Origin of the sequence: Agathobacter sp. LCP21S3_B2 (assembly GCF_052118705.1) — a bacterium.
Taxonomy (GTDB): domain Bacteria; phylum Bacillota; class Clostridia; order Lachnospirales; family Lachnospiraceae; genus Roseburia.
The window spans coordinates 32,490-51,083 of sequence record NZ_JBQKGQ010000017.1; the positions used below are offsets into that span (position 1 = coordinate 32,490).

Sequence of the window (18,594 nt, forward strand, 5' to 3'; positions counted from 1 at the left end):
TTACCCGCCTGCGCGTTTTGTACTATTCTATGAGTAAAGCAGTGATATTATGCGTGTTATTAATTTATACTTGATTTATAGCTATTCGAGTCATCTCGAGAAAATAAAATAGGAATTATTCTTATTTTTCTCTTGACAATTATAGTACTATAGTGTATATTAATTTCAGTAACAATTCCTGATTTCATTTGAGAGGAGATTCATATGATTAAGTATAGTCGTCAAAGAGAGTCGATAGTCAACTTTCTGGCGAGCCGGACCGATCACCCGACTGCTGAAACTATCTATCAGAATATCAAAAAAGAATTTCCCAACATCAGTCTTGGAACTGTTTACAGAAACCTTTCCTTGCTTGAGGAAATTGGTGAGATCATCAAGATTTCGACCGGAGTCGGTCCTGACCATTACGATTACAATACAGTACCTCATTATCACTTTATATGCAGAGGCTGCGGACACGTGATGGATATTGATTTGGACTTCGCCGATGAGCTGATGACACAGGTGCAGGAATCCACTGATTTAGCGATTGAGAGCTGCTCAGTTTTGTTTACCGGACTTTGTCCGGATTGCGAGAATGAGCTTTCCTAGAGCCTGACAGTTTTTTACAACAATTAAACATTTATTTACTATCTTTAAAAGGAGGAACATTATTATGGCAAAATGGGTTTGTACAGTTTGTGGATACGTTTATGAGGGAGAGAATCCACCGGCAGAGTGTCCGGTATGCCACGTTGGCGCAGATAAATTCAAGAAGGTTGAGGGAGATTTAACACTTGCTGCAGAGCATGAGTTTGGAGTATACGCTTCAACTGTTAAGAACAATCCTGAGATCTCTGATGAAGATAAGAAATACATCTTCGAGCAGTTAAAGGCTAACTTCGAGGGCGAGTGCTCTGAGGTAGGTATGTATCTTTGCATGGCTCGTGTAGCTCATCGCGAGGGATATCCTGAGATTGGTCTCTACTGGGAGAAGGCAGCTTACGAAGAAGCTGAGCATGCAGCTAAGTTTGCAGAGATGCTCGGTGAGGACCTTGAGCCTAACATGAAGGCTACTACAAAAGACAACCTCGCTTGGAGAGTTGACTGTGAGTTCGGTGCTACTGCAGGAAAGACTGACCTTGCTAAATGTGCTAAGAAGAACAACCTTGATGCAATCCATGATACAGTTCATGAGATGGCTCGTGACGAGGCTAGACACGGAAAAGCCCTTAAGGGACTTCTTGACAGATATTTTGGTTAATTACAAAATAGCATAGAACCGCTTAAAATAAGGCTTTATAAGAGGAATGAGTATTTATGTACTTGTTCCTCTTTTTATAGAAAAATGTTTATAATTCATTTTAAGTGGCATATTTGTGTCATAGCCTGTTATTTTCAAGACTGATATTCATTAAAAGTGTCATCATCTTTTGTGTCACGTTAATTGGTTACAAATCCGCTATTTATGCGGATTTCAGCCTGATAATTGAAGTTTTATTTTTTCCATCATGTATCACCACCTTTCTACATCCATTACCCCAAAAAAGGGTAAAAAAATAGCCATCTGGATGGTTAGTCCAAATGGCTTATGTAAAAAAAATAGCCCCTACTTTCATAGGGGCTTACCGATGAATCGCCAGATTCACCACAACTGAATCAATTTTTACCGGTCAGTCGCCAGACCAACCATAACTGTATGAATATCATACACCAATATTATATGGAAAGTCAAGGATTTTATAACTATTCCTCATCCTATTCCTCATCCTTTTTCTTTATTATACTGCTTAACCCAAGAACATTCAACAGCTTAATATCAACTTCTTTCATCTCCACGGATAAATCACAAACTTTTTTTGATACAATTCTCTCTTTACCAATTGTCTTTATCTGTCCGAGATCTATTGCACCACACAGATTCTTGGTCGTTCCATTTTCATCCACAAAAGGATATTTACCTGTTATCGGAATCTGAATATCAGGAATTGTGAGCGTACTAGAAGAAATAATTGCTACTGTAAATACAGGTGAATGAAAATTATATGCGTTCGATTGTAAAACAACAACAGGTCTGATTTTATTCTCTTCACTACCTATATTTTCTCCCAAGTCAGCAAAATAAACCTCTCCTCTTTTTACGGTCCATTTTCTTTGAGATTTTTTTCCAATATTATAATATAGTTTTTGTGCATTCCATCTGCTAATCTTTTGCGATTTAACTAAGACACTTTTTTCTTCCGGTGTCACTCTTTTCACTCCAATCATTACCGTATGTAGGGTTCTTACCCTACATACTATAATAACATATACTCACACATGATTCTACAAAAACTATTGATTTCTTTTTTTCTACCATCATTCTCATTAGCTTCCTCTTAACATTTCATAAAATCCTGATTTTAATGTGTCTATTATACCATAATGATACTATTATAAAAAAGGAAAAAGAGCTCCTTCGAGCTCTTTTGGGTCAGTTCGGCAAACTTGAATTTGAAAACCACAATTTTATAAGTGGTTATTAACCCTCACAGGGTTTTAATAAAATCCTCCAAATGCCTTGAAAATAAAGGGTTTATCGCAAAATGCTCACCTTAATTTATTATACGATTTCACTTATGTTTATTCTTCCCTTGGAAGCTGATAAGGGCAAACACAAGGGCAAGAAAATCTGATAACAAGATATAACAGAATGTGGCAATCGAAGAACTGTGACGTATGTGCGAATATATTATACTGGAGGATTTATTATATGGACAAGTACATTTTTGATGAAAGCAACGGCTTATGGTATGAATTGCAGGGAGATTATTATATCCCTTGTCTGATACTTTCCGAAGAAGAAACGCAGCCTATCGGTTTATGGGGACGACGCCACAAAGAGTATCTAAAAGAGCATAAACACTACCTTTACACCACAATGCTGATAGAGGGTACGCTGAACTCTTACCTTGCCGATATTGATAGACAGGCGCAGGAGTGTTTACTCGTGCTGACGAAGCAGATTGCCGAGCAGGAAAATGTGACCGAACGACTGAAAGCCGATAATGCTATGTTGTGGGTGCAGAAAATGAATGAAATTCAGTCCAGAGTTAGGGAAATTATTTACAGCGAGATTATCTACGCATAGTAAGTAGGGATTGGGGGGGGCGGTAAGCCAGTATTAGGCTTATCGCCCTTGTCTGCTCGTAAGCAAAATGAAGAGATACCGTCAATGGCAGTGCTTTGACTGTTCATCGTGACCATTGACGGTATCTCTTGTTTTGCTATTTAAAAATATTTTGAAATAGTTATTGACAAACCAACGCTAAATTGATATAATCTATTTAAAGATTGTTTGAAATAGATTGGAGCGTGGTGGATTGGCTATAAATGAAGTGTTAGCTGCTTTAGCAGACGATACTCGTCGAAAAATTCTGCTAAAGTTACAGGAAGGGAAAATAAGCTCAGGCGATTTAGCTATTGCATTGGATATGACACCACAGGCATTGTCATATCATTTATCAAAGCTAAAAAAGGCAGACTTGATTTACGAAACTCGATATAAAAATTTTATTTACTATGAATTAAATTTATCTATTCTTGATGAAACAATTATGTGGATAAGTAATTTACGTGGAGGTCAACAATGAAAAAGAAAAAAGTCATTTTTTACAGTCTTATGTTTTTACCATTGGCAGTTGTTCTGATTGCCTTACAATTCTTGCCAGAGCAAATTCCAGCTCATTATGATATGAATAATCAAGTAACACGTTGGGGTAGCAAATACGAAACATTAATTTTCCCTGTTATTACAATTTTATTTGGCTATTTTATGCTTGGTATGGCTAAATTTTCTGCAAAACAAGAAGAAAATGGAAGCAATAACGAAAATGTATGTATTGTGGCAGGAATTGTATCTCTTGCACTTTTTAACGCTATGACAGGCTATTTTTTGTATGCTGATTTCAATTCGATTGAAAATCTGTCTTCAATTGCACTTGATATTAACCAACTTTTATTTGGACTGCTTGGAGTTGCAATGATTATATTAGGTAACATTATGCCAAAACTACGAATGAACTCAGTTGTAGGATTGAGAACAGTATGGAGTATGAAAAATGAAACAACGTGGAAAAAGAGTCAACGCTTTGGTGGTATTTCATCTATTGTAGGAGGTTTTATAATAATCATAGCGTGCTTTTTAACGAAAGGTTTTTCTTGCTTCTGGTGGACAATGGGTATCGTAACACTTCTTTTAATTGTTGACACCTACTATACCTACACATTATCAAAAAAGTACTAATATTGTAATATGTGCTTATGGAAACCTTTTATATGTATATGAACACCCTGCAAGACGCAAAAATCTTGCAGGGTGTTTTCTTATGCTCTGATATATATGTAAGACCGCAAGGCAGGTTGCCCTGCGGTGTTGATTTCCTATGTCGTGATTATCTTTCCCTGTCTTGGGATTTCTTTCTCTGCTTCGGCTGAGAGTTCTGTTTACCATCTTCCTGAAGCTGTCTGAGCCTGTTACGCACACTTTGTCTTTCGGGCGGTCTGTGCTGTTTTTCAGCAGGTTTCTGTCCGTTCTTAACTGCCTGCTCCCATTCTGCAAGGTCTTGGTTATACTGTATCACAATAGCCTCTGCTTTGCGGTAAGTTTTCATAAATGCCTGTACATCAGGATAACCGTCATCTTTAAGAATATCGGGGATTTTATCCAGTTTTTCAGCAAGTTCGGTTTCGGTCTGCTGTATCTGTTTTTCCAGAGCCTTACGCTCCTTGCCTTTGAAGATACCCGTTGTTTCTGCAAGCTGCTGTCGCAGATTCGGAAGTGTGACTTCCTGTATCTTCTTGATTGCTTTCGCCTGTTTCTGTACCTTTATCATTAGGTTCTGCATTGTGCGGAACTCGTCCATATCCATATCAAGGACTGGCTTGGGCGGCATATCCTTTTCACGGATGATGGCTTGGAGAAATTCCTTTGCCTTGCCTACGATATTTCTGAACAGATTTGGAAGCCAACCGTTTTCACGGATGGACTGACCGACTTTGTCGTGGATTTCGGTCTGCTTGATTTCCAGTATCTTTGCTTCTTCAATGCCCGATACAAGAGCCAAATCCGCTGTCCTGTTCCATTCCTGCCTTGCGGCGTTGTCTGCTTCGATTTCGGCAGCCTTGGGGTTGTTCTTGCCTATCTTTTTTGTTGGGAGATACACGCTGTTCTTATCAAACACTTTCAGCCGCTGTTCAGGATCTGAAATGTGGGAATTGATAAGCTCCGTGTAAACCTCTTTTGCTTCTGCTATGAACGCTTCTGTTTTGAAACGCTCGTCTTTGGTTGTGAATAAGTGGCTTTCGTAAACTTCCCCCTTTTTGATAACGGTACAGCCTTTTCGGACTTGACCGTTCTCGTCTGTGATTTCTTTCTTGGTTCGTACCCTTTTTCCTGTTTCGTCATAAAATACGCTTCTGGTGGCAATCTTGATGTCCGGTTCGGGAAGCAGTTTCCTTTCGCTGAATATGAGGTGGATGTGGTAGTTGGTCTTGCGTTTGTTGTAGTGCAGAGCCGATACACATTCCACTCCGTACTGCTGTCGGAATTTATTCGTAAATTCTTCAAGCACTTGCTGTGGGTCAAAGGTGGTGTAAATCTCCGGCAGAGCAATGATTAGCTCCCTTGCTTCGATACACTTCCCTGTTGTTCCGCTTCGCTGGAACTCCTGCTGACTTTCCCTGGCAAGATTCTTCCAAAAGGTATTGTCGGCGGTACGATAGGTGGCGTAAAGGTTTTCCTGTTTGGCGTGGCTCGTGATATATGAGATTCTTCCCTTAACATTGGGCAGCTTCGACATCTGAATAAACGAATGTCTTGCCAACCTTTGCTCCTTTCTTCGCTGAGAATACCGTACTCATCACGCAACCGACTTGTCGGGTGCGGCTGTCACAGCTATCGGTGATTGGTGGGACAGCAATGGAAATTGCACCGCAATTTCCTCTGTATCATAACTGAGGTGGTGGTGTCCGAAGTTGTGATACAGGCTCCCCGCAGGGGCGAAATACCCAGAGTACAAATCGCAGATTTGTGCGAGGGGTGTATTTCGCTCTCAAACGCCGAGGGCTTTGGAGAACGGTTATTCCACTTTTCGTACATCGCTTGGATTGAGGAGATTCCTGCCCTGATTGACCGTCATAAAACGCTCCAACGTATCCCTGCGGATAATCGTCTTTCGTCCGACTTTCAGAACAGGCAGTTTGCCCCAGTCCACCAGTTTTCGCATTGTGTTCCTACCGATACCCGTACATTCTGCTGCTTCTTCGATAGTTAAACCCATTTTAATTGCTGTCATTACACATCTCTCCTTTCAGAATACTCATTTTGCAACTTTGCAATTATCATTATACTTATTTTGCCATCTCTTGTCAACTCATTTTACAACCTGTTAAAGATATTTTTTAACTTTTATCAGAAATATAGTTGCAAAATGGGTTTTAATGTGCTATACTTGTATTCGTCAGGAGGTGAAAACCTTGAAAAAAGAAATTACATTCACCGCAAAACAGGTCGGTGAACGAGTAAAAGAACGTCGAACAGAATTGAATCTCACAATGCCGGAGCTTGGCAAACGTATCGGAGTGAACAAGTCAACGATACAGAGATACGAAGCAGATGGCGTAGACCCAAAGAGAACAATGATTATCAATGGACTGGCAGAAGCACTGCTTACCACTCCTGAATGGCTCACAGGTCTTTCAGAGGATAAGGAATATGACAGCAAGACGCTCTGCGAAAAAGACTTGGAAGAACATATCAGAAAGTACATTGATACCGTGTCTACGGTTGTGAATGGAGAACCACACCAACAGCTCCTTACCACATTCCTCGGAAAGATGATTGATTTGTATTCCGTTCTCTGCCACCACTTCTCCGATGCTATGACAGAGGTTGACCGTGTTGCAGAAGATGAAGGACTGAAACAGTCACTTATGAGATATGCGATTGAGTCGGGAGCGATTAAGGAACGAGTTTACCATAAAGAGATGGAAGCACCGATTGAGGATATGAAACGATTCTTAGACGGAATTTTACATATCTACGATGAAGGTCGTACCGCTGTGAAGATGGGAGACCTTTTCGGGATAGTAGCGGAAGCCGAAGCAAGGCTTGCCGAAAAAGAATAATTCCGTGGCTCTTTGACAACAAAAAAGCCGATGAAACAATCGGCGGATGTGACACTATTTACTTTACGCACACCATACGTCACAGTTCCGATTGCCACGGATAGAAAGGGGACTATTTATCAATGGCAAAAGGATCTGTAAGAAAAAAGGGCAAGAAATGGTACTACCGCTTCTATGTAGAAGATGAAAGCGGAAAAATGGTACAGCGTGAGTTTGCAGGCACAGAAAGCAAATCGGAAACAGAAAGTCTGCTCCGCAAGGCAATGGAGGACTACGAAGCGAAGAAGTTCGTGGCAAAGCCTGAGAATACTACTGTGGGTATGCTGCTTGATATGTGGGTGGAGGAAGAACTGAAACCCGGCAATCTGAGCAACGGTACAGTGATGGCATATATGGGAACAGTGAACAGGATAAAGAAATATCCTATCGGAGACAGAAAGCTGAAAACGGTCACTGCGGAACATTTACAGGCATTTATGGATTTCCTTACTTTCGGAGGAGAAAACCCTGACGGGACAACAGCAAAGGCACTCAGCAAAGGGTATCTGAGACTGTTCTCAGCAGTATTGCAGGGGGCGTTCCGATTTGCGGTATTCCCAAAGAAACTGATTTCCTTTAACCCTATGCAGTATGTGGTATGGAGAGGAAAGAAAGAGGAATACGAACTGTTTGCAGACGAGGACGGCGAAGTTGACAATGCACCGACCATTGACCATCAGCAGTTTTTAATGTTGGAGGACTTTCTGAAAAAGAAAGATAATCCTGCATTGCTCCCGATGCAGATAGCCTACTACACAGGGCTTCGTATCGGAGAAGCGTGTGCATTGACTTGGCAGGACATCAACCTTGACGGACAACACCTCACAGTACGACGCAGTATGCGATACAATGGGCAAAGGCACAAGACAGAGATAGGTGCTACCAAACGCAAGAAAGTCCGCACCGTGGACTTCTGCGACACTCTGGCTGACATTCTCAGAAAGGCAAAGACGGAACAGCATAAGAACCGCTTCAAGTATGGCGAACTCTATCACCTCAACTACTACAAAGAGGTCAAAGAGAAAGACCGTACTTACTATGAAGTCTACAGCCTGCCGAGAACGGAGGAAGTACCTGACGGATACAAGGAAATATCCTTTGTCTGCCTGAGACCTGACGGAGCATACGAGTCACCGAGTACGGTTGGTGTTATGACGAGGTCGGCAAAAAAGAAGCTGGAAGGATTTGAAGATTTCCATTTTCATATGCTGAGACACACATTCACCAGCAATCTGCTCTCCAATGGTGCAGCACCAAAGGATGTGCAGGAACTGCTCGGACACGCTGACGTAAGTACCACAATGAACATTTACGCTCACTCTAAGAGGGAAGCGAAACGAACTTCCGCAAGACTGCTTGATAAGGTGGTCGGGGAAGCCTAAACAAAAAGTTTCCCTTGTTTCGGCTCATAAGGGCAAAAACAAGGGAAAATACATAAGGAACGAGTATTAAAATGCCGATTTTCCTTGAAAATACAAGGGTTTCGGAGGATTGATTAAATAAACTTGAATTTATAAAATCACAGCCCAAAACAGGGCATATCTTTTCACTGCAATACCTTATTCGTGAATTTCCAAGGGTAGATTGTCAGGATCATGAAAGAATGTCATTTTTTTTCCTGTGTAAGTATCGAGTCTAATCGGCTCAGTTATGATGCCCATTTTATTCAATTCTCTTACAGTATCATCGACCGAGTCTACAGCAAAGGCAAGATGCCTGAGACCATAAGCCTCTGGATAACTTGGATGCTTCGGACAATTTTTAATGATAAAAAGTTCTAATTCTATCTCATCGAGTTGAAGATCAATTTTATAATCATCACGTTCTGGTCTGTAATTTTCCCGAATAATAGAAAAACCTAACAGATCCACATAAAAGTGCTTTGATTTCTCATAGTTGCTCCCAATAATGGCAATATGATGAACTTTTTTTAAATTCATGGTGTATTTGCCTCTCTCCTACTTTGTTTGAATACATGAAATAATGTATCACAATGATACTATTTTGTAATATATTTTTTCAAAAGCTTATAAGTATTCTCCACGCCATCCATATGTGAGCGCTCATAGTTATGCGATGCATAAACTCCTGCACCGATAAGGCCATGACGGATATCATATCCGCTGTGCAGTGTTGCCTCAACATCAGAGCCGTAGTGCGGATAAACATCGATTGCATAGTCAAGCCCCTCGCTCTTTGCCAGATTTGAAAGCTCTGTAACAAGCTCGTAGTTGTAAGGTCCGCCTGAGTCCTTCGCACAGATTGAAACCATATGCTCCGTACAGCCGAGGTCGGCTCCAACGCAGCCCATGTCTACGGAAATCATCTCCTCTGTATCCTCCGGTACGAAGCTTCCGCCATGGCCTACCTCCTCATAAACCGTAAAGAGCAGTGTGACCTTGCGGTTTAGCTTCCAGCCCTCCTCCTTTACGGAATGAGCCACCCCGAGTAAGATGGCGGCTGACAGCTTATCATCAAGGAAACGGCTCTTGATATAGCCACTCTCCGTGATGACTGTACGTGGATCCATGGCGATAATATCCCCTGTCTGGATGCCAAGTGCCTCTACGCCCTGCTTGTCATTTACATTTTCATCGAGCAGGATTTCCATGTTTTCTTCCTTTATCTCGACTTTTTCGTCTGCCACATGTGCTGATGGCTCTGTATTTAGCACCACGCCTGTGTACATTCTGCCATCACGCGTAAAAACCATGCAGTTTTCTCCATCTGCTGTGCTCCACTGATGACCGCCGATAGTTGTCGGGCGTAGACGTCCGTTATCCTTTATTGAGCGAACCATGGCTCCAAGTGTATCCACATGTGCTGCCAATACCAAAGGTGCGCCCTCTCCACCGATTTCTACGCTGATATTTCCTTTATTTGAAAGCTGTGGCGCATATCCCATAGCCTCAAGCTGCTTCATCAGATAGTCTGTGGCATTTTTTGTGAAACCTGTAGGGCTTGCTATTGATGTGAGTGCTTTGAGCTGTGTTCCGATATATTCTTTAATCTCTTCTGTTGACATAATTGTTATCTCCTGCTTTATTACTGTTTATTAACTGCATTATAACATCTCATTTTTGCGCATGCAATCCGTATTAACCATTGTTTGTAGTACTCTATTCGCAAGCCGCGGGTACCATGACGCACACACTATTCCATGTAAGCGAATAGCGAAGCTGCTTAGAGACTGTAGAATTGTGCTATGTAACGCAGAAATGCCGAGGCATGGACGCCGAGGCAAGGAGAAATCGAGCCATGGATGGCGAGTTTCGACGGTTTCGTCAAGTTAAGAAAACCTTTGGCACAATTCGTACAGTCTCTTAGCTGCGTAGCGTAGCGAACGTGGGATAGTGTGTGCGCCATGGGATCCGCGACTTGCGAACAACACCCAACAATTTATGGTCAATCTACTTGCGATTAACCTGCAACAATGCTATTCTTAGGATATGAATACACTGAATATATATAATAATAAAGATATAAATACAAAAATAAATTTAGATACAAATTCCAACACCAAAATAAAAATCTGCGGTCTGACTTCACCTGCTGAAGCACGGTATCTCAATGAAAATCACGTTGATTTTGCGGGAATGGTGTTATTTTTTCCAAAGAGCAAGAGAAATATATCCATCGAACAGGCAAAGGAGATTATGGCAGCCCTTGATGCTTCCATCAAAAAAGTCGCCGTTGTAGTTTCGCCATCCATAGAGCAGGTCAGACAGATTGAGGCTGCAGGCTTTGACTATGTCCAGATACATGGGGAAATTCCGGAGACAGAGGCGGAGGCAGCAATAGCTATCCCGATTCTCAAAGCCTTCAATGTCTCTGATATGGGCAGCTATGAGAAGTATCACAACGATTCACGTATCGCAGGCTATGTGTTTGATGCCATTGAGCCCGGCAGTGGAAAAACCTTTGACTGGAAGCTGGTTGACAATATCCCCCGCGATGAAAAGCTGCTGCTGCTTGCAGGGGGCTTAAATCCCGACAATGTGCGCATGGCAATTGAAGCCGTGCATCCTGACGGAGTTGATGTATCCTCAGGTGTAGAAAATGATAACGGAGCGGGTAAGAATCCGGACAAGATACATGATTTTGTTTCGGCAATAAAATCATAAAAAAATCCACATACATCTCTTTCAACATGATGTATGTGGATTTTATTTTATGAAATTATGTAACTATTATTTTTCTTTGCCAATCTTGAAAAACAGATTTGCCTTGATGAGCACCGGTCTCAGTGCCATATACACGATTGTCGCAGCAATCACTGATATCACTGCATTGACTCCTGTTGTAGTCACGCTCCATGCGATTTTGAGCTGTGCCATCGGCTTTCCGAGGATAAGCATATCGTAGAAATAGCTTATTATCGGGTCAAAAATAAAGTTGAAGAGCATTCCTGCACATGCTGCAAGGACTGTCCATTTAAATACATGTTTCTTGTCTGTTGAATATGTAATCTTTCCAAGCTTGTGTGCTACAAGACCGGTGATAATACCAATCATAAACTTGAGGAAAAATGTCTTTGGCGCTCCGGTGATATATATCGGGTCAAGTAAATCGCCGATTGTCATTCCGATTGCTCCACCGATTCCTCCGTATACTCCGCCTAAGAGCAAAGCTGCAAGTACTACGACCGCGTTGCCCAGGTGAAAGGATGTGGCGCTGCCACCCGGTAATGTGACCTTAATCTGTAAAAATGTGAATATGACATATGATAAAGCTGCCATAAGTGCTGTAAGTGTGAGTTTTTGAACTTTTTCGTTTCTCATAAAATGCCTCCATTTGATTATATGTAACTATTCAAAATCTGCTGCTTACATCTAAGCATTATGCATCAGTTTTTTCTCAGTAGTTCTTAATAGTTACAATTAAATTATATAATACTCTTATGTGGCATCAAGTATATATCCAATTTTATATAAATTTATATATCCAGTTTATCTAAAGTCCATTTACTCCTGTGATTTAATGCTGCCATAGTGTTTTTTCAGCATTTCTATTATCACCTGCTGGCTCTGCTTCGAATGGGTGATAGCGTAATAGTTTCCACCAAATTTTGCCTTGCGCTCTTCCTCATCTATTCCTACGCTTCGTCCCTTTTCGGTGACACGCTTTATCTTGTTCTCGCCTTCTGTAACTTCCTCCAGATATCCCTCTGCAATAAGAAGCTCGTTTATAAACGAGGCTGCAAGCTTTTTGTGCTCCTTATCAGCAGGGCACAGCTCATTTATTTTGTTCGTAAGCTCTGTAAGCATGCATTTGTCGGTGAGCTCTACATCATCAAGCTTCTGTGGCTCGATATAAAACGGAAGCTTCTTTTTTCTCGTGCTGCCGGTTTCAACAGCCTCCGCATCGCTTAAAACAGTCTGTAGTCTTTCATCAGCCGTGCTGCCTGAATGATTTGGGTTTTCTGCAACAAATGCATTTACCGCCGTCACAAACGCTTCACCATAATTTTGTATCTTCTGCTCGCCCATTCCGTACACATCGGCAAGCTGTTCCTTATCCCGCGGCAGCTTTGCGCACATATCCTTTAAGGTCTTGTCGGAGCAGATGATATACGGAGGCACCGACTTTTCTGCAGCCAGCTCTGTACGCACGCTGCGCAGCTTTTCAAACAGCGCAGCACCAAGCTCGTTAAGTCCTGCAAGCTGTGCTGCCTTTTTGCGCTTTTTGCCGGTTTCAACGTATGTCTCCTCCTCTTCATCCTCCACAACGACACAGTTGCTGCATTTGTTGCAGATGCATGGCGTTGTGTCTCCGAAATATGAAAGTATAAACTCTCTCAGGCATTTGTCCGTCTCGCAGTAATTTATCATCTGCTGCAGCTTTCTTTGGTCATTGGCTGTCTTTTGCATGTCGGATGCCACATCGCCAGCTGAAGCCTTATTCTGCAGAAGGAACTTGTTTATCATGATATCCTGCTTTGAGAAAAACAGCACACATTCCGCTTCCTCACCATCTCGCCCCGCTCTTCCGGCCTCCTGATAGTAATACTCGAGGCTCTGTGGCATGTTATAATGCAGCACATATCTCACATTTGACTTGTCGATTCCCATTCCAAATGCGTTTGTGGCAACCATCACACGAATTCTGTCGTATGTAAAATCCTCCTGATTCTGCTTACGTTCATCATTTGAAAGCCCTGCGTGGTAACGGCCCGCCAAAATGCCCTGCTCATTTAAAAGGGTATATAGCTTATCCACATTCTTTTTCGTTGCGCAGTATATTATTCCACTTTCGTCCTCATGCTTTTTCACATAGTTGATGATGCTGTTGTCCTTCTGGCTGCCTCCCTTTCTTGTAACAACCCTGAAAAACAGGTTAGGTCTGTCAAACCCTGTCACCATAGTAACCGGATTGTTAAGTCCAAGCGAAGCCACTATATCATTTTTCACGCGCTCCGTGGCGGTCGCTGTAAACGCACTGACTATCGGTCGTCTTGGAAGTCTCGTTAAAAATCCGGCAATTTCCAGATAGCTCGGTCTGAAATCCTGTCCCCACTGCGATATACAGTGTGCCTCATCAACTGTCAGCATCGATATGTCCGCGTTGCAGGCAAAATCCAGAAAACGCGGCGTGTTGAGACGCTCCGGAGCGACATAGATTATCTTGTAGCGCCCCTGTGAGGCATACGAAAGTGCCATCCTTATCTGGTTTTCGGTCAGTGAGCTGTTGATATAGGCGGCATGCACACCTGCCTGGTTTAAAGCCTTGACCTGATCTGACATGAGCGAGATAAGTGGCGAAATAACAAGCGTAATTCCTTTAAGCATAAGCGCCGGAAGCTGGTAGCACAGCGATTTTCCTGCGCCTGTCGGCATGATACCGAGCACATCGTGCCCGGAAAGTATGCCGTTTATGAGCTCCTCTTGCCCTGTTCTAAGACTGTCGTAGCCAAAGTATTGTTTGAGTGTCTGGTTTATGTTCATTTATGCTTGTTGTCCTCCATAAGCTGCTTAATTATCCTGTATAGTCTCAGATCATTGTTTTATATATAGTATGATATGAGGGTCAAAAGGTATTTTGCCCCTCATTTATGATTAATCAGATTACTACATGCTACGCATTCCCGTAATCTGACTACACCTCGAAATCCGCTAATTTCCTGCGTTCCCGCAGCAAATTGCTACTTTCTCGGTGTAGTGCGGGTCACTAAGGTATACATCGAATTGCAGCAAGCATGCATCGATGATACCTTTTGACCCTTTAATCATCATATCATATCCAATACAATTATGCACTGCAAGAAACAAATATACTCTTCTTAATCACGTTTTTAAACATAGATTAAGAAGAGTATAATCTCTTTTATCGTATTAAATTATAACTACTTAATCACAGCCTCAACCTCACCCTTCTCAGGCATCACGCGAAGTGCGCCCTTTCTCGTGGTAATAAGCGAAGCTGCTGCATTTGCGAATGTGAGCATCTTTTTCACATCGTCATCCTTCCGGTCATTGATACCATGCTCCAACACATCGTGAAGCAGACATGCACAGAAAGTATCTCCTGCACCTGTAGTCTCGACAGTGTCATCTCGCAGGAACGGAGCTGCCTCCACGATATGTCCGTCAAAAAATGCCATACTTCCGTTTTTGCCCATGGTGGCACAGATAAACGGAATGTGATACTCATCTATGAGCTTCTTCACACCTGTCTTTATGTCATTTTCACCTGTCATGAATTCAATCTCATCATCAGATATTTTTAAGATGTCACACTGACTCAGGCCCCAGCTTATCTTCTCTTTTGCATCGTCCATGCTCTTCCAGAGCGGTTTGCGCAGATTAGGGTCAAAGGAAATCAGTGCGCCTGCCTCTTTTGCGGCAGCTATTGCATGCTTTGTCGCTTTCTCACAGGTCTTATCTGTCATTGAAAGACTTCCGAAGTGGAAAATTTTTGCGTTTCTCACAAGGGATAAATCCACCTCATCCGCTGTCAGCATCATATCTGCTCCCGGATTTCTGTAAAATGAGAAATCTCTGTCTCCGTCTGCTGCGGTCTGGACAAATGCAAGAGTGGTATGGACATTATCATCATAGCGCACGCCTGTTGTGTCGATGCCCTGCTCCTTTACGGCATCAACAAGCAGCCTTCCGAACGCATCCTGCCCCACTTTTCCGATGAAAGCAGTCTGATGACCGAGCTTTTGAAGCATGGCAAGCACGTTACATGGAGCTCCACCCGGATTAGCCTCAAAAAGCTTATTGTCCTGCGCACTTGTACCGTTTTCTGTAAAATCTATAAGTAATTCACCTAATGCAACTACATCCATATTGTACCTCTTTCTTTCCTGTCAAAATATCCTGTATATCATTCTGCAAATAACCGGACCAATAATTTGTCCGGTTATTATTTGTATGCTCTACTGATATGCAGTCATATTACAAAATTATATCATATTTTTCAATATCCACAACAGCACTCCCGTCACAGTTAAAGCTGATTCCATCTGCCTGAAGAGGTGTACAGATAGCTGTGGTTGCGACCTGCTGTCCGTCATTGATAAAGAGCTCTATAGACTGTCTGTCCATGATGAAACGAAGCTTTAGCTTTCTGTCTGTATCTGCGATTTTAATTTTTCTGACACAGACGACATCCTTTGTGACGCCACAGCAGGTACGATCAATCTCGAGCATGCCTGCGACTCTGTTGTAGGTAAACGCTGTGCTATACTCATCATCGCATGCCATTTCAACAGTGAAGTTATTGTACTCCTCGCCTGAAAGCTCCACTGTCATGTCGAGAGTGCGGCCCTTTATGCCATCAAAGGTCGTGTAGCAGTCTATTTTTTTATCTGTATAATGACACTTGTTTGCACGATAATTTTCTATTTCCTTAACCGGCTTCTGCCAGATACGGCCGTCCTTTATTTCAAGCTCACGAGGCAGTGTCATCATGCCCTGCCAATCCTGCGAATCAGGAACGACACATGCATCCCATGACTTCATCCAGGCAATCATCACGCGGCGTCCGTCCGGAAGCAGTGTAGTCTGTGGCGCATAAAAGTCCATGCCATAGTCAAGTGTGTGCGGCTCTTCTTTGATAAATACATGATTTTCTTTATCATAATCCCCCAGAAAATATACAGAGTTGTGTCCGTTATGAAACTCATATTTGTCTGCCTTCATATTCTGCGGTGAACAGACGAGCACATGCTTATCCTCCAGCCCAAAGAAGTCCGGGCACTCCCACATGGTACCTATTTTGCCGGTGCTGTTTGCCGCAAGGATTGTCACAAACTGCCAATCGGTCAGGTTTTTTGAAGAGCAGAGCACCACCTGTCCCACATCGTTTAAGTCCTTGCTTCCAACTATAAGATAATATGTGTCATCCTCTTTCCATATTTTCGGGTCACGGAAATCGATTCTGCTGCAGTTTTCAGGAAGCATATCGCCTGTCACAACAGGATTATTCTCATGCTTCACATAATTAAGTCCGTCTCCAAATGCGATGCACTGGTTCTGTCTCTCCTGCTCACTGCCGTCAGGAAGTTTAATCCTTGTGACACCTGTGTATACAAGCACATGCTTACCATCTGCCTCAATGGCGCTTCCTGAGAAACATCCTTTTTTATCATATTCCTCGTCAGGTGCCAGAGCACACGGAAGCTGTTCCCATTTAATCATATCGCTTGTCGTACTATGTCCCCAATGCATAGGTCCCCACTCACGCAGATATGGATAGTACTGATAAAACAGATGAATTTTTCCGTTATAGACAGAAAATCCATTCGGATCATTAATCCATCCTGCCGGTGCACTGATATGAAACAAAGGTTTACTCTCTTTATCCGTAGCAGCTATTTTTTTTGCCTCGTAGCTTCTTGCTTTTTCCAATAATTTGCTCATGCAAATCCTCCCATTCTGTTTGACATGTAACAGCCTGATTTTCTCCTGCTGCGTCCTGATATTCCCGGCTGCTCACACCATCCCAGGAGTTTCTATCCGCTGAGAAAACCTCATTTGTGGTTTTACTGTACCTTCTTTCTCATGCGCATCTCCCACACATAGTAGGTCACAATAAGCAGTATTCCTGTTGTAAGCCAGGCTGCCGGATCTGCAAAGCACACACCGACGTAACCAAATGGCTTTGACAGGGCAAGTATTGCAATCAATCTCGACACAAGCTCCATCACACCGCTAAGCATAGGCACAAGTCCCTTGTTAAGTCCCTGCAGACCGTTTCTGTATGCAAAAATCCATGCCAGCGGAAGCATGAATATGCTCGCGATTTTCAGATATTTCATAGCATAGTCAATGTCAGTTGCCGTAGGCGATGTGATAAACCAGCCTATCATGTACGGTCCGACAAAGCAGTTAATTGCTGCCGCTAAAACTGCGCAGCCTATACATATGAAAAAGCATGTCTTCATACCCTTAAATATCCTGTCGTATCTGCCTGCACCGAGATTTTGTCCGCAGTACGTCGCAGCTGCTGTTCCAAGTGTAGGCATGGTCTGTGTCGCGATATTGTTGACCTTGGATGCGGCGGTAAACGCAGCTACCACCTGCGAACCGAACACATTGACCGCAGCCTGGAAAATCATCGTTCCGATAGCAGTGATTGAATAGTTGAGTGCCATCTGCAGACCGATTGAGAGCATGTGCCGGATTCCGTTCCAATCCATGTAATAATCCTCACGGCTGGTGCGCAGCAAATCATACTTCTTAAACATCACGATAAATGACAAAACTGCTGCAATTCCCTGCGAGATAACTGTCGCATAAGCAGCTCCTGCCGTGCCTGCCTTCACCACCACGATAAAGAATATGTCCAGCACAATATTCAATACAGATGAAAAAATCAAAAAGTACAGCGGAGTCTTGCTGTCTCCGATACTTCGCAAAAGACCGGAAGCCACATTGTAGGACATGGTGCAGAAAATTCCTGAAAAAATGACCTTTATGTACGCATCAGCCATGACAAGTATATCATCAGGTGTATTGAGCCAGATAAGAAGCTGCCTCGACGCAAGCACTGTCGGAATCGTGAGCACCACTGAAACAATCACAGTAAGAATGATAGCTAAAGCCACATAATGCTTCAAAAGCTTCTCTTTTTTCGCACCAAACGCATGGCTTGCCATAACTCCAAAGCCCTGTGCTATTCCATTTGCAAAGCCAAGCACCAGAAACATAATACAGCCTGTCGAACCAACCGCCGCAAGCGCCTTTGAGCCCAGATACTGCCCCACGATAACCGTGTCCACCATATTATAGAACTGCTGAAACAGATTTCCCATCAGAACAGGAATCGAGAACAGCAGTATAATTTTCATTGGATTGCCTTTGGTCATATCTGTCTTCATGTGTAAATACCCTCCCAAAAAATTCAATTCATAATAGCTCTCCCAGCAGGTTCACCCATGCAGAAAATCCATTAAAAAAATGT

At 42.6% G+C, this 18,594-nt stretch carries 18 protein-coding genes; 8 read left to right on the forward strand and 10 right to left on the reverse strand.

Annotation, left to right across the window (positions count from 1 at the left end; genetic code table 11):
• Positions 1-204: 204 nt before the first annotated feature.
• Both ACTQ1L_RS11980 and ACTQ1L_RS11985 read left to right on the forward strand, forming a co-directional pair.
• Positions 205-591, forward strand: coding sequence for a Fur family transcriptional regulator (locus ACTQ1L_RS11980; protein WP_441367365.1), 387 nt, complete (start codon positions 205-207; stop codon positions 589-591).
• A 64-nt stretch (positions 592-655) separates the two neighbouring features.
• Positions 656-1,243 carry an NADH peroxidase gene (locus ACTQ1L_RS11985; protein WP_441367366.1) on the forward strand — a complete coding sequence of 196 codons (588 nt, stop codon included), beginning with the start codon at positions 656-658 and terminating at the stop codon, positions 1,241-1,243.
• Between the two features lie 494 nt (positions 1,244-1,737).
• On the opposite strand, the gene ACTQ1L_RS11990 is transcribed toward ACTQ1L_RS11985, so the two are convergent.
• Positions 1,738-2,229, reverse strand: a complete 492-nt coding sequence (locus ACTQ1L_RS11990; RefSeq protein ID WP_441367368.1) for a type II toxin-antitoxin system PemK/MazF family toxin — start codon at positions 2,227-2,229, stop codon at positions 1,738-1,740.
• A 502-nt stretch (positions 2,230-2,731) separates the two neighbouring features.
• Between ACTQ1L_RS11990 and ACTQ1L_RS11995 the strand changes: the two genes are divergently transcribed.
• From ACTQ1L_RS11995 to ACTQ1L_RS12005, 3 genes are all read left to right on the forward strand, one after another.
• On the forward strand, positions 2,732-3,109 hold the full coding sequence (locus tag ACTQ1L_RS11995; protein ID WP_441367370.1) for a TnpV protein: 378 nt from the start codon (positions 2,732-2,734) through the stop codon (positions 3,107-3,109).
• A 232-nt stretch (positions 3,110-3,341) separates the two neighbouring features.
• Complete coding sequence (locus ACTQ1L_RS12000) at positions 3,342-3,611, forward strand: metalloregulator ArsR/SmtB family transcription factor (protein ID WP_277084059.1); 270 nt, start codon at positions 3,342-3,344, stop codon at positions 3,609-3,611.
• Positions 3,608-4,264 carry a DUF1648 domain-containing protein gene (locus ACTQ1L_RS12005; RefSeq protein ID WP_441367372.1) on the forward strand — a complete coding sequence of 219 codons (657 nt, stop codon included), beginning with the start codon at positions 3,608-3,610 and terminating at the stop codon, positions 4,262-4,264. The genes ACTQ1L_RS12000 and ACTQ1L_RS12005 overlap by 4 nt, the downstream gene beginning before the upstream one ends.
• A 148-nt stretch (positions 4,265-4,412) precedes the next feature.
• Here ACTQ1L_RS12005 and ACTQ1L_RS12010 read toward each other — a convergent pair whose 3' ends face one another.
• Positions 4,413-5,843 (reverse strand): MobA/MobL family protein, encoded by a 1,431-nt coding sequence (locus tag ACTQ1L_RS12010; protein WP_441367374.1) that lies wholly within the window; start codon positions 5,841-5,843, stop codon positions 4,413-4,415.
• Positions 5,844-6,098: 255 nt separating this feature from the next.
• Positions 6,099-6,314 (reverse strand): helix-turn-helix domain-containing protein, encoded by a 216-nt coding sequence (locus ACTQ1L_RS12015; RefSeq protein WP_009288849.1) that lies wholly within the window; start codon positions 6,312-6,314, stop codon positions 6,099-6,101.
• 181 nt (positions 6,315-6,495) lie between these two features.
• On the opposite strand from ACTQ1L_RS12015, the gene ACTQ1L_RS12020 reads away from it, so the two are divergent.
• The gene (locus tag ACTQ1L_RS12020; RefSeq protein ID WP_441367376.1) at positions 6,496-7,146 is read left to right on the forward strand and encodes a helix-turn-helix domain-containing protein; all 651 of its coding nucleotides are present in this window, start codon (positions 6,496-6,498) and stop codon (positions 7,144-7,146) included.
• A 122-nt stretch (positions 7,147-7,268) separates the two neighbouring features.
• Positions 7,269-8,567, forward strand: coding sequence for a tyrosine-type recombinase/integrase (locus ACTQ1L_RS12025; RefSeq protein WP_441367378.1), 1,299 nt, complete (start codon positions 7,269-7,271; stop codon positions 8,565-8,567).
• A gap of 177 nt (positions 8,568-8,744) precedes the next feature.
• Here ACTQ1L_RS12025 and gloA2 read toward each other — a convergent pair whose 3' ends face one another.
• Positions 8,745-9,125, reverse strand: coding sequence for an SMU1112c/YaeR family gloxylase I-like metalloprotein (gene gloA2 / locus ACTQ1L_RS12030; protein ID WP_441367379.1), 381 nt, complete (start codon positions 9,123-9,125; stop codon positions 8,745-8,747).
• Between the two features lie 59 nt (positions 9,126-9,184).
• Entirely contained in the window at positions 9,185-10,210 is a 1,026-nt protein-coding gene (locus ACTQ1L_RS12035; RefSeq protein WP_441367381.1) for a M42 family metallopeptidase, read from the reverse strand.
• 424 nt (positions 10,211-10,634) lie between these two features.
• Between ACTQ1L_RS12035 and ACTQ1L_RS12040 the strand changes: the two genes are divergently transcribed.
• The gene (locus ACTQ1L_RS12040; protein WP_441367383.1) at positions 10,635-11,309 is read left to right on the forward strand and encodes a phosphoribosylanthranilate isomerase; all 675 of its coding nucleotides are present in this window, start codon (positions 10,635-10,637) and stop codon (positions 11,307-11,309) included.
• Positions 11,310-11,375: 66 nt separating this feature from the next.
• Here ACTQ1L_RS12040 and ACTQ1L_RS12045 read toward each other — a convergent pair whose 3' ends face one another.
• The 5 genes from ACTQ1L_RS12045 to ACTQ1L_RS12065 form a co-directional block, all read right to left on the reverse strand.
• Entirely contained in the window at positions 11,376-11,966 is a 591-nt protein-coding gene (locus ACTQ1L_RS12045) for an ECF transporter S component (protein WP_015568037.1), read from the reverse strand.
• A gap of 183 nt (positions 11,967-12,149) precedes the next feature.
• On the reverse strand, positions 12,150-14,129 hold the full coding sequence (locus tag ACTQ1L_RS12050) for a RecQ family ATP-dependent DNA helicase (protein ID WP_441367385.1): 1,980 nt from the start codon (positions 14,127-14,129) through the stop codon (positions 12,150-12,152).
• A 398-nt stretch (positions 14,130-14,527) separates the two neighbouring features.
• The gene (locus ACTQ1L_RS12055; protein ID WP_441367386.1) at positions 14,528-15,475 is read right to left on the reverse strand and encodes a carbohydrate kinase family protein; all 948 of its coding nucleotides are present in this window, start codon (positions 15,473-15,475) and stop codon (positions 14,528-14,530) included.
• 109 nt (positions 15,476-15,584) lie between these two features.
• The gene (locus ACTQ1L_RS12060) at positions 15,585-17,051 is read right to left on the reverse strand and encodes a glycoside hydrolase family 32 protein (protein WP_321110401.1); all 1,467 of its coding nucleotides are present in this window, start codon (positions 17,049-17,051) and stop codon (positions 15,585-15,587) included.
• Between the two features lie 122 nt (positions 17,052-17,173).
• Positions 17,174-18,511: an MATE family efflux transporter gene (locus ACTQ1L_RS12065; protein ID WP_441367388.1), complete on the reverse strand. Its 1,338-nt coding sequence runs from the start codon at positions 18,509-18,511 to the stop codon at positions 17,174-17,176.
• Positions 18,512-18,594: the final 83 nt, after the last annotated feature.

Bases quoted from the DNA above. Each gene is read 5' to 3' on its own strand.
- ACTQ1L_RS12065 (WP_441367388.1), bottom strand. From the start codon at position 18,511: ATGAAGACAGATATGACCAAAGGCAATCCAATGAAAATTATACTGCTG.
- gloA2 (WP_441367379.1), bottom strand. From the start codon at position 9,125: ATGAATTTAAAAAAAGTTCATCATATTGCCATTATTGGGAGCAACTAT.
- ACTQ1L_RS11985 (WP_441367366.1), top strand. From the start codon at position 656: ATGGCAAAATGGGTTTGTACAGTTTGTGGATACGTTTATGAGGGAGAG.
- ACTQ1L_RS12025 (WP_441367378.1), top strand. From the start codon at position 7,269: ATGGCAAAAGGATCTGTAAGAAAAAAGGGCAAGAAATGGTACTACCGC.
- ACTQ1L_RS12040 (WP_441367383.1), top strand. From the start codon at position 10,635: ATGAATACACTGAATATATATAATAATAAAGATATAAATACAAAAATA.
- ACTQ1L_RS12055 (WP_441367386.1), bottom strand. From the start codon at position 15,475: ATGGATGTAGTTGCATTAGGTGAATTACTTATAGATTTTACAGAAAAC.
- ACTQ1L_RS12035 (WP_441367381.1), bottom strand. From the start codon at position 10,210: ATGTCAACAGAAGAGATTAAAGAATATATCGGAACACAGCTCAAAGCA.
- ACTQ1L_RS12050 (WP_441367385.1), bottom strand. From the start codon at position 14,129: ATGAACATAAACCAGACACTCAAACAATACTTTGGCTACGACAGTCTT.
- ACTQ1L_RS12015 (WP_009288849.1), bottom strand. From the start codon at position 6,314: ATGACAGCAATTAAAATGGGTTTAACTATCGAAGAAGCAGCAGAATGT.
- ACTQ1L_RS11980 (WP_441367365.1), top strand. From the start codon at position 205: ATGATTAAGTATAGTCGTCAAAGAGAGTCGATAGTCAACTTTCTGGCG.
- ACTQ1L_RS12005 (WP_441367372.1), top strand. From the start codon at position 3,608: ATGAAAAAGAAAAAAGTCATTTTTTACAGTCTTATGTTTTTACCATTG.
- ACTQ1L_RS12045 (WP_015568037.1), bottom strand. From the start codon at position 11,966: ATGAGAAACGAAAAAGTTCAAAAACTCACACTTACAGCACTTATGGCA.
- ACTQ1L_RS12060 (WP_321110401.1), bottom strand. From the start codon at position 17,051: ATGAGCAAATTATTGGAAAAAGCAAGAAGCTACGAGGCAAAAAAAATA.
- ACTQ1L_RS11995 (WP_441367370.1), top strand. From the start codon at position 2,732: ATGGACAAGTACATTTTTGATGAAAGCAACGGCTTATGGTATGAATTG.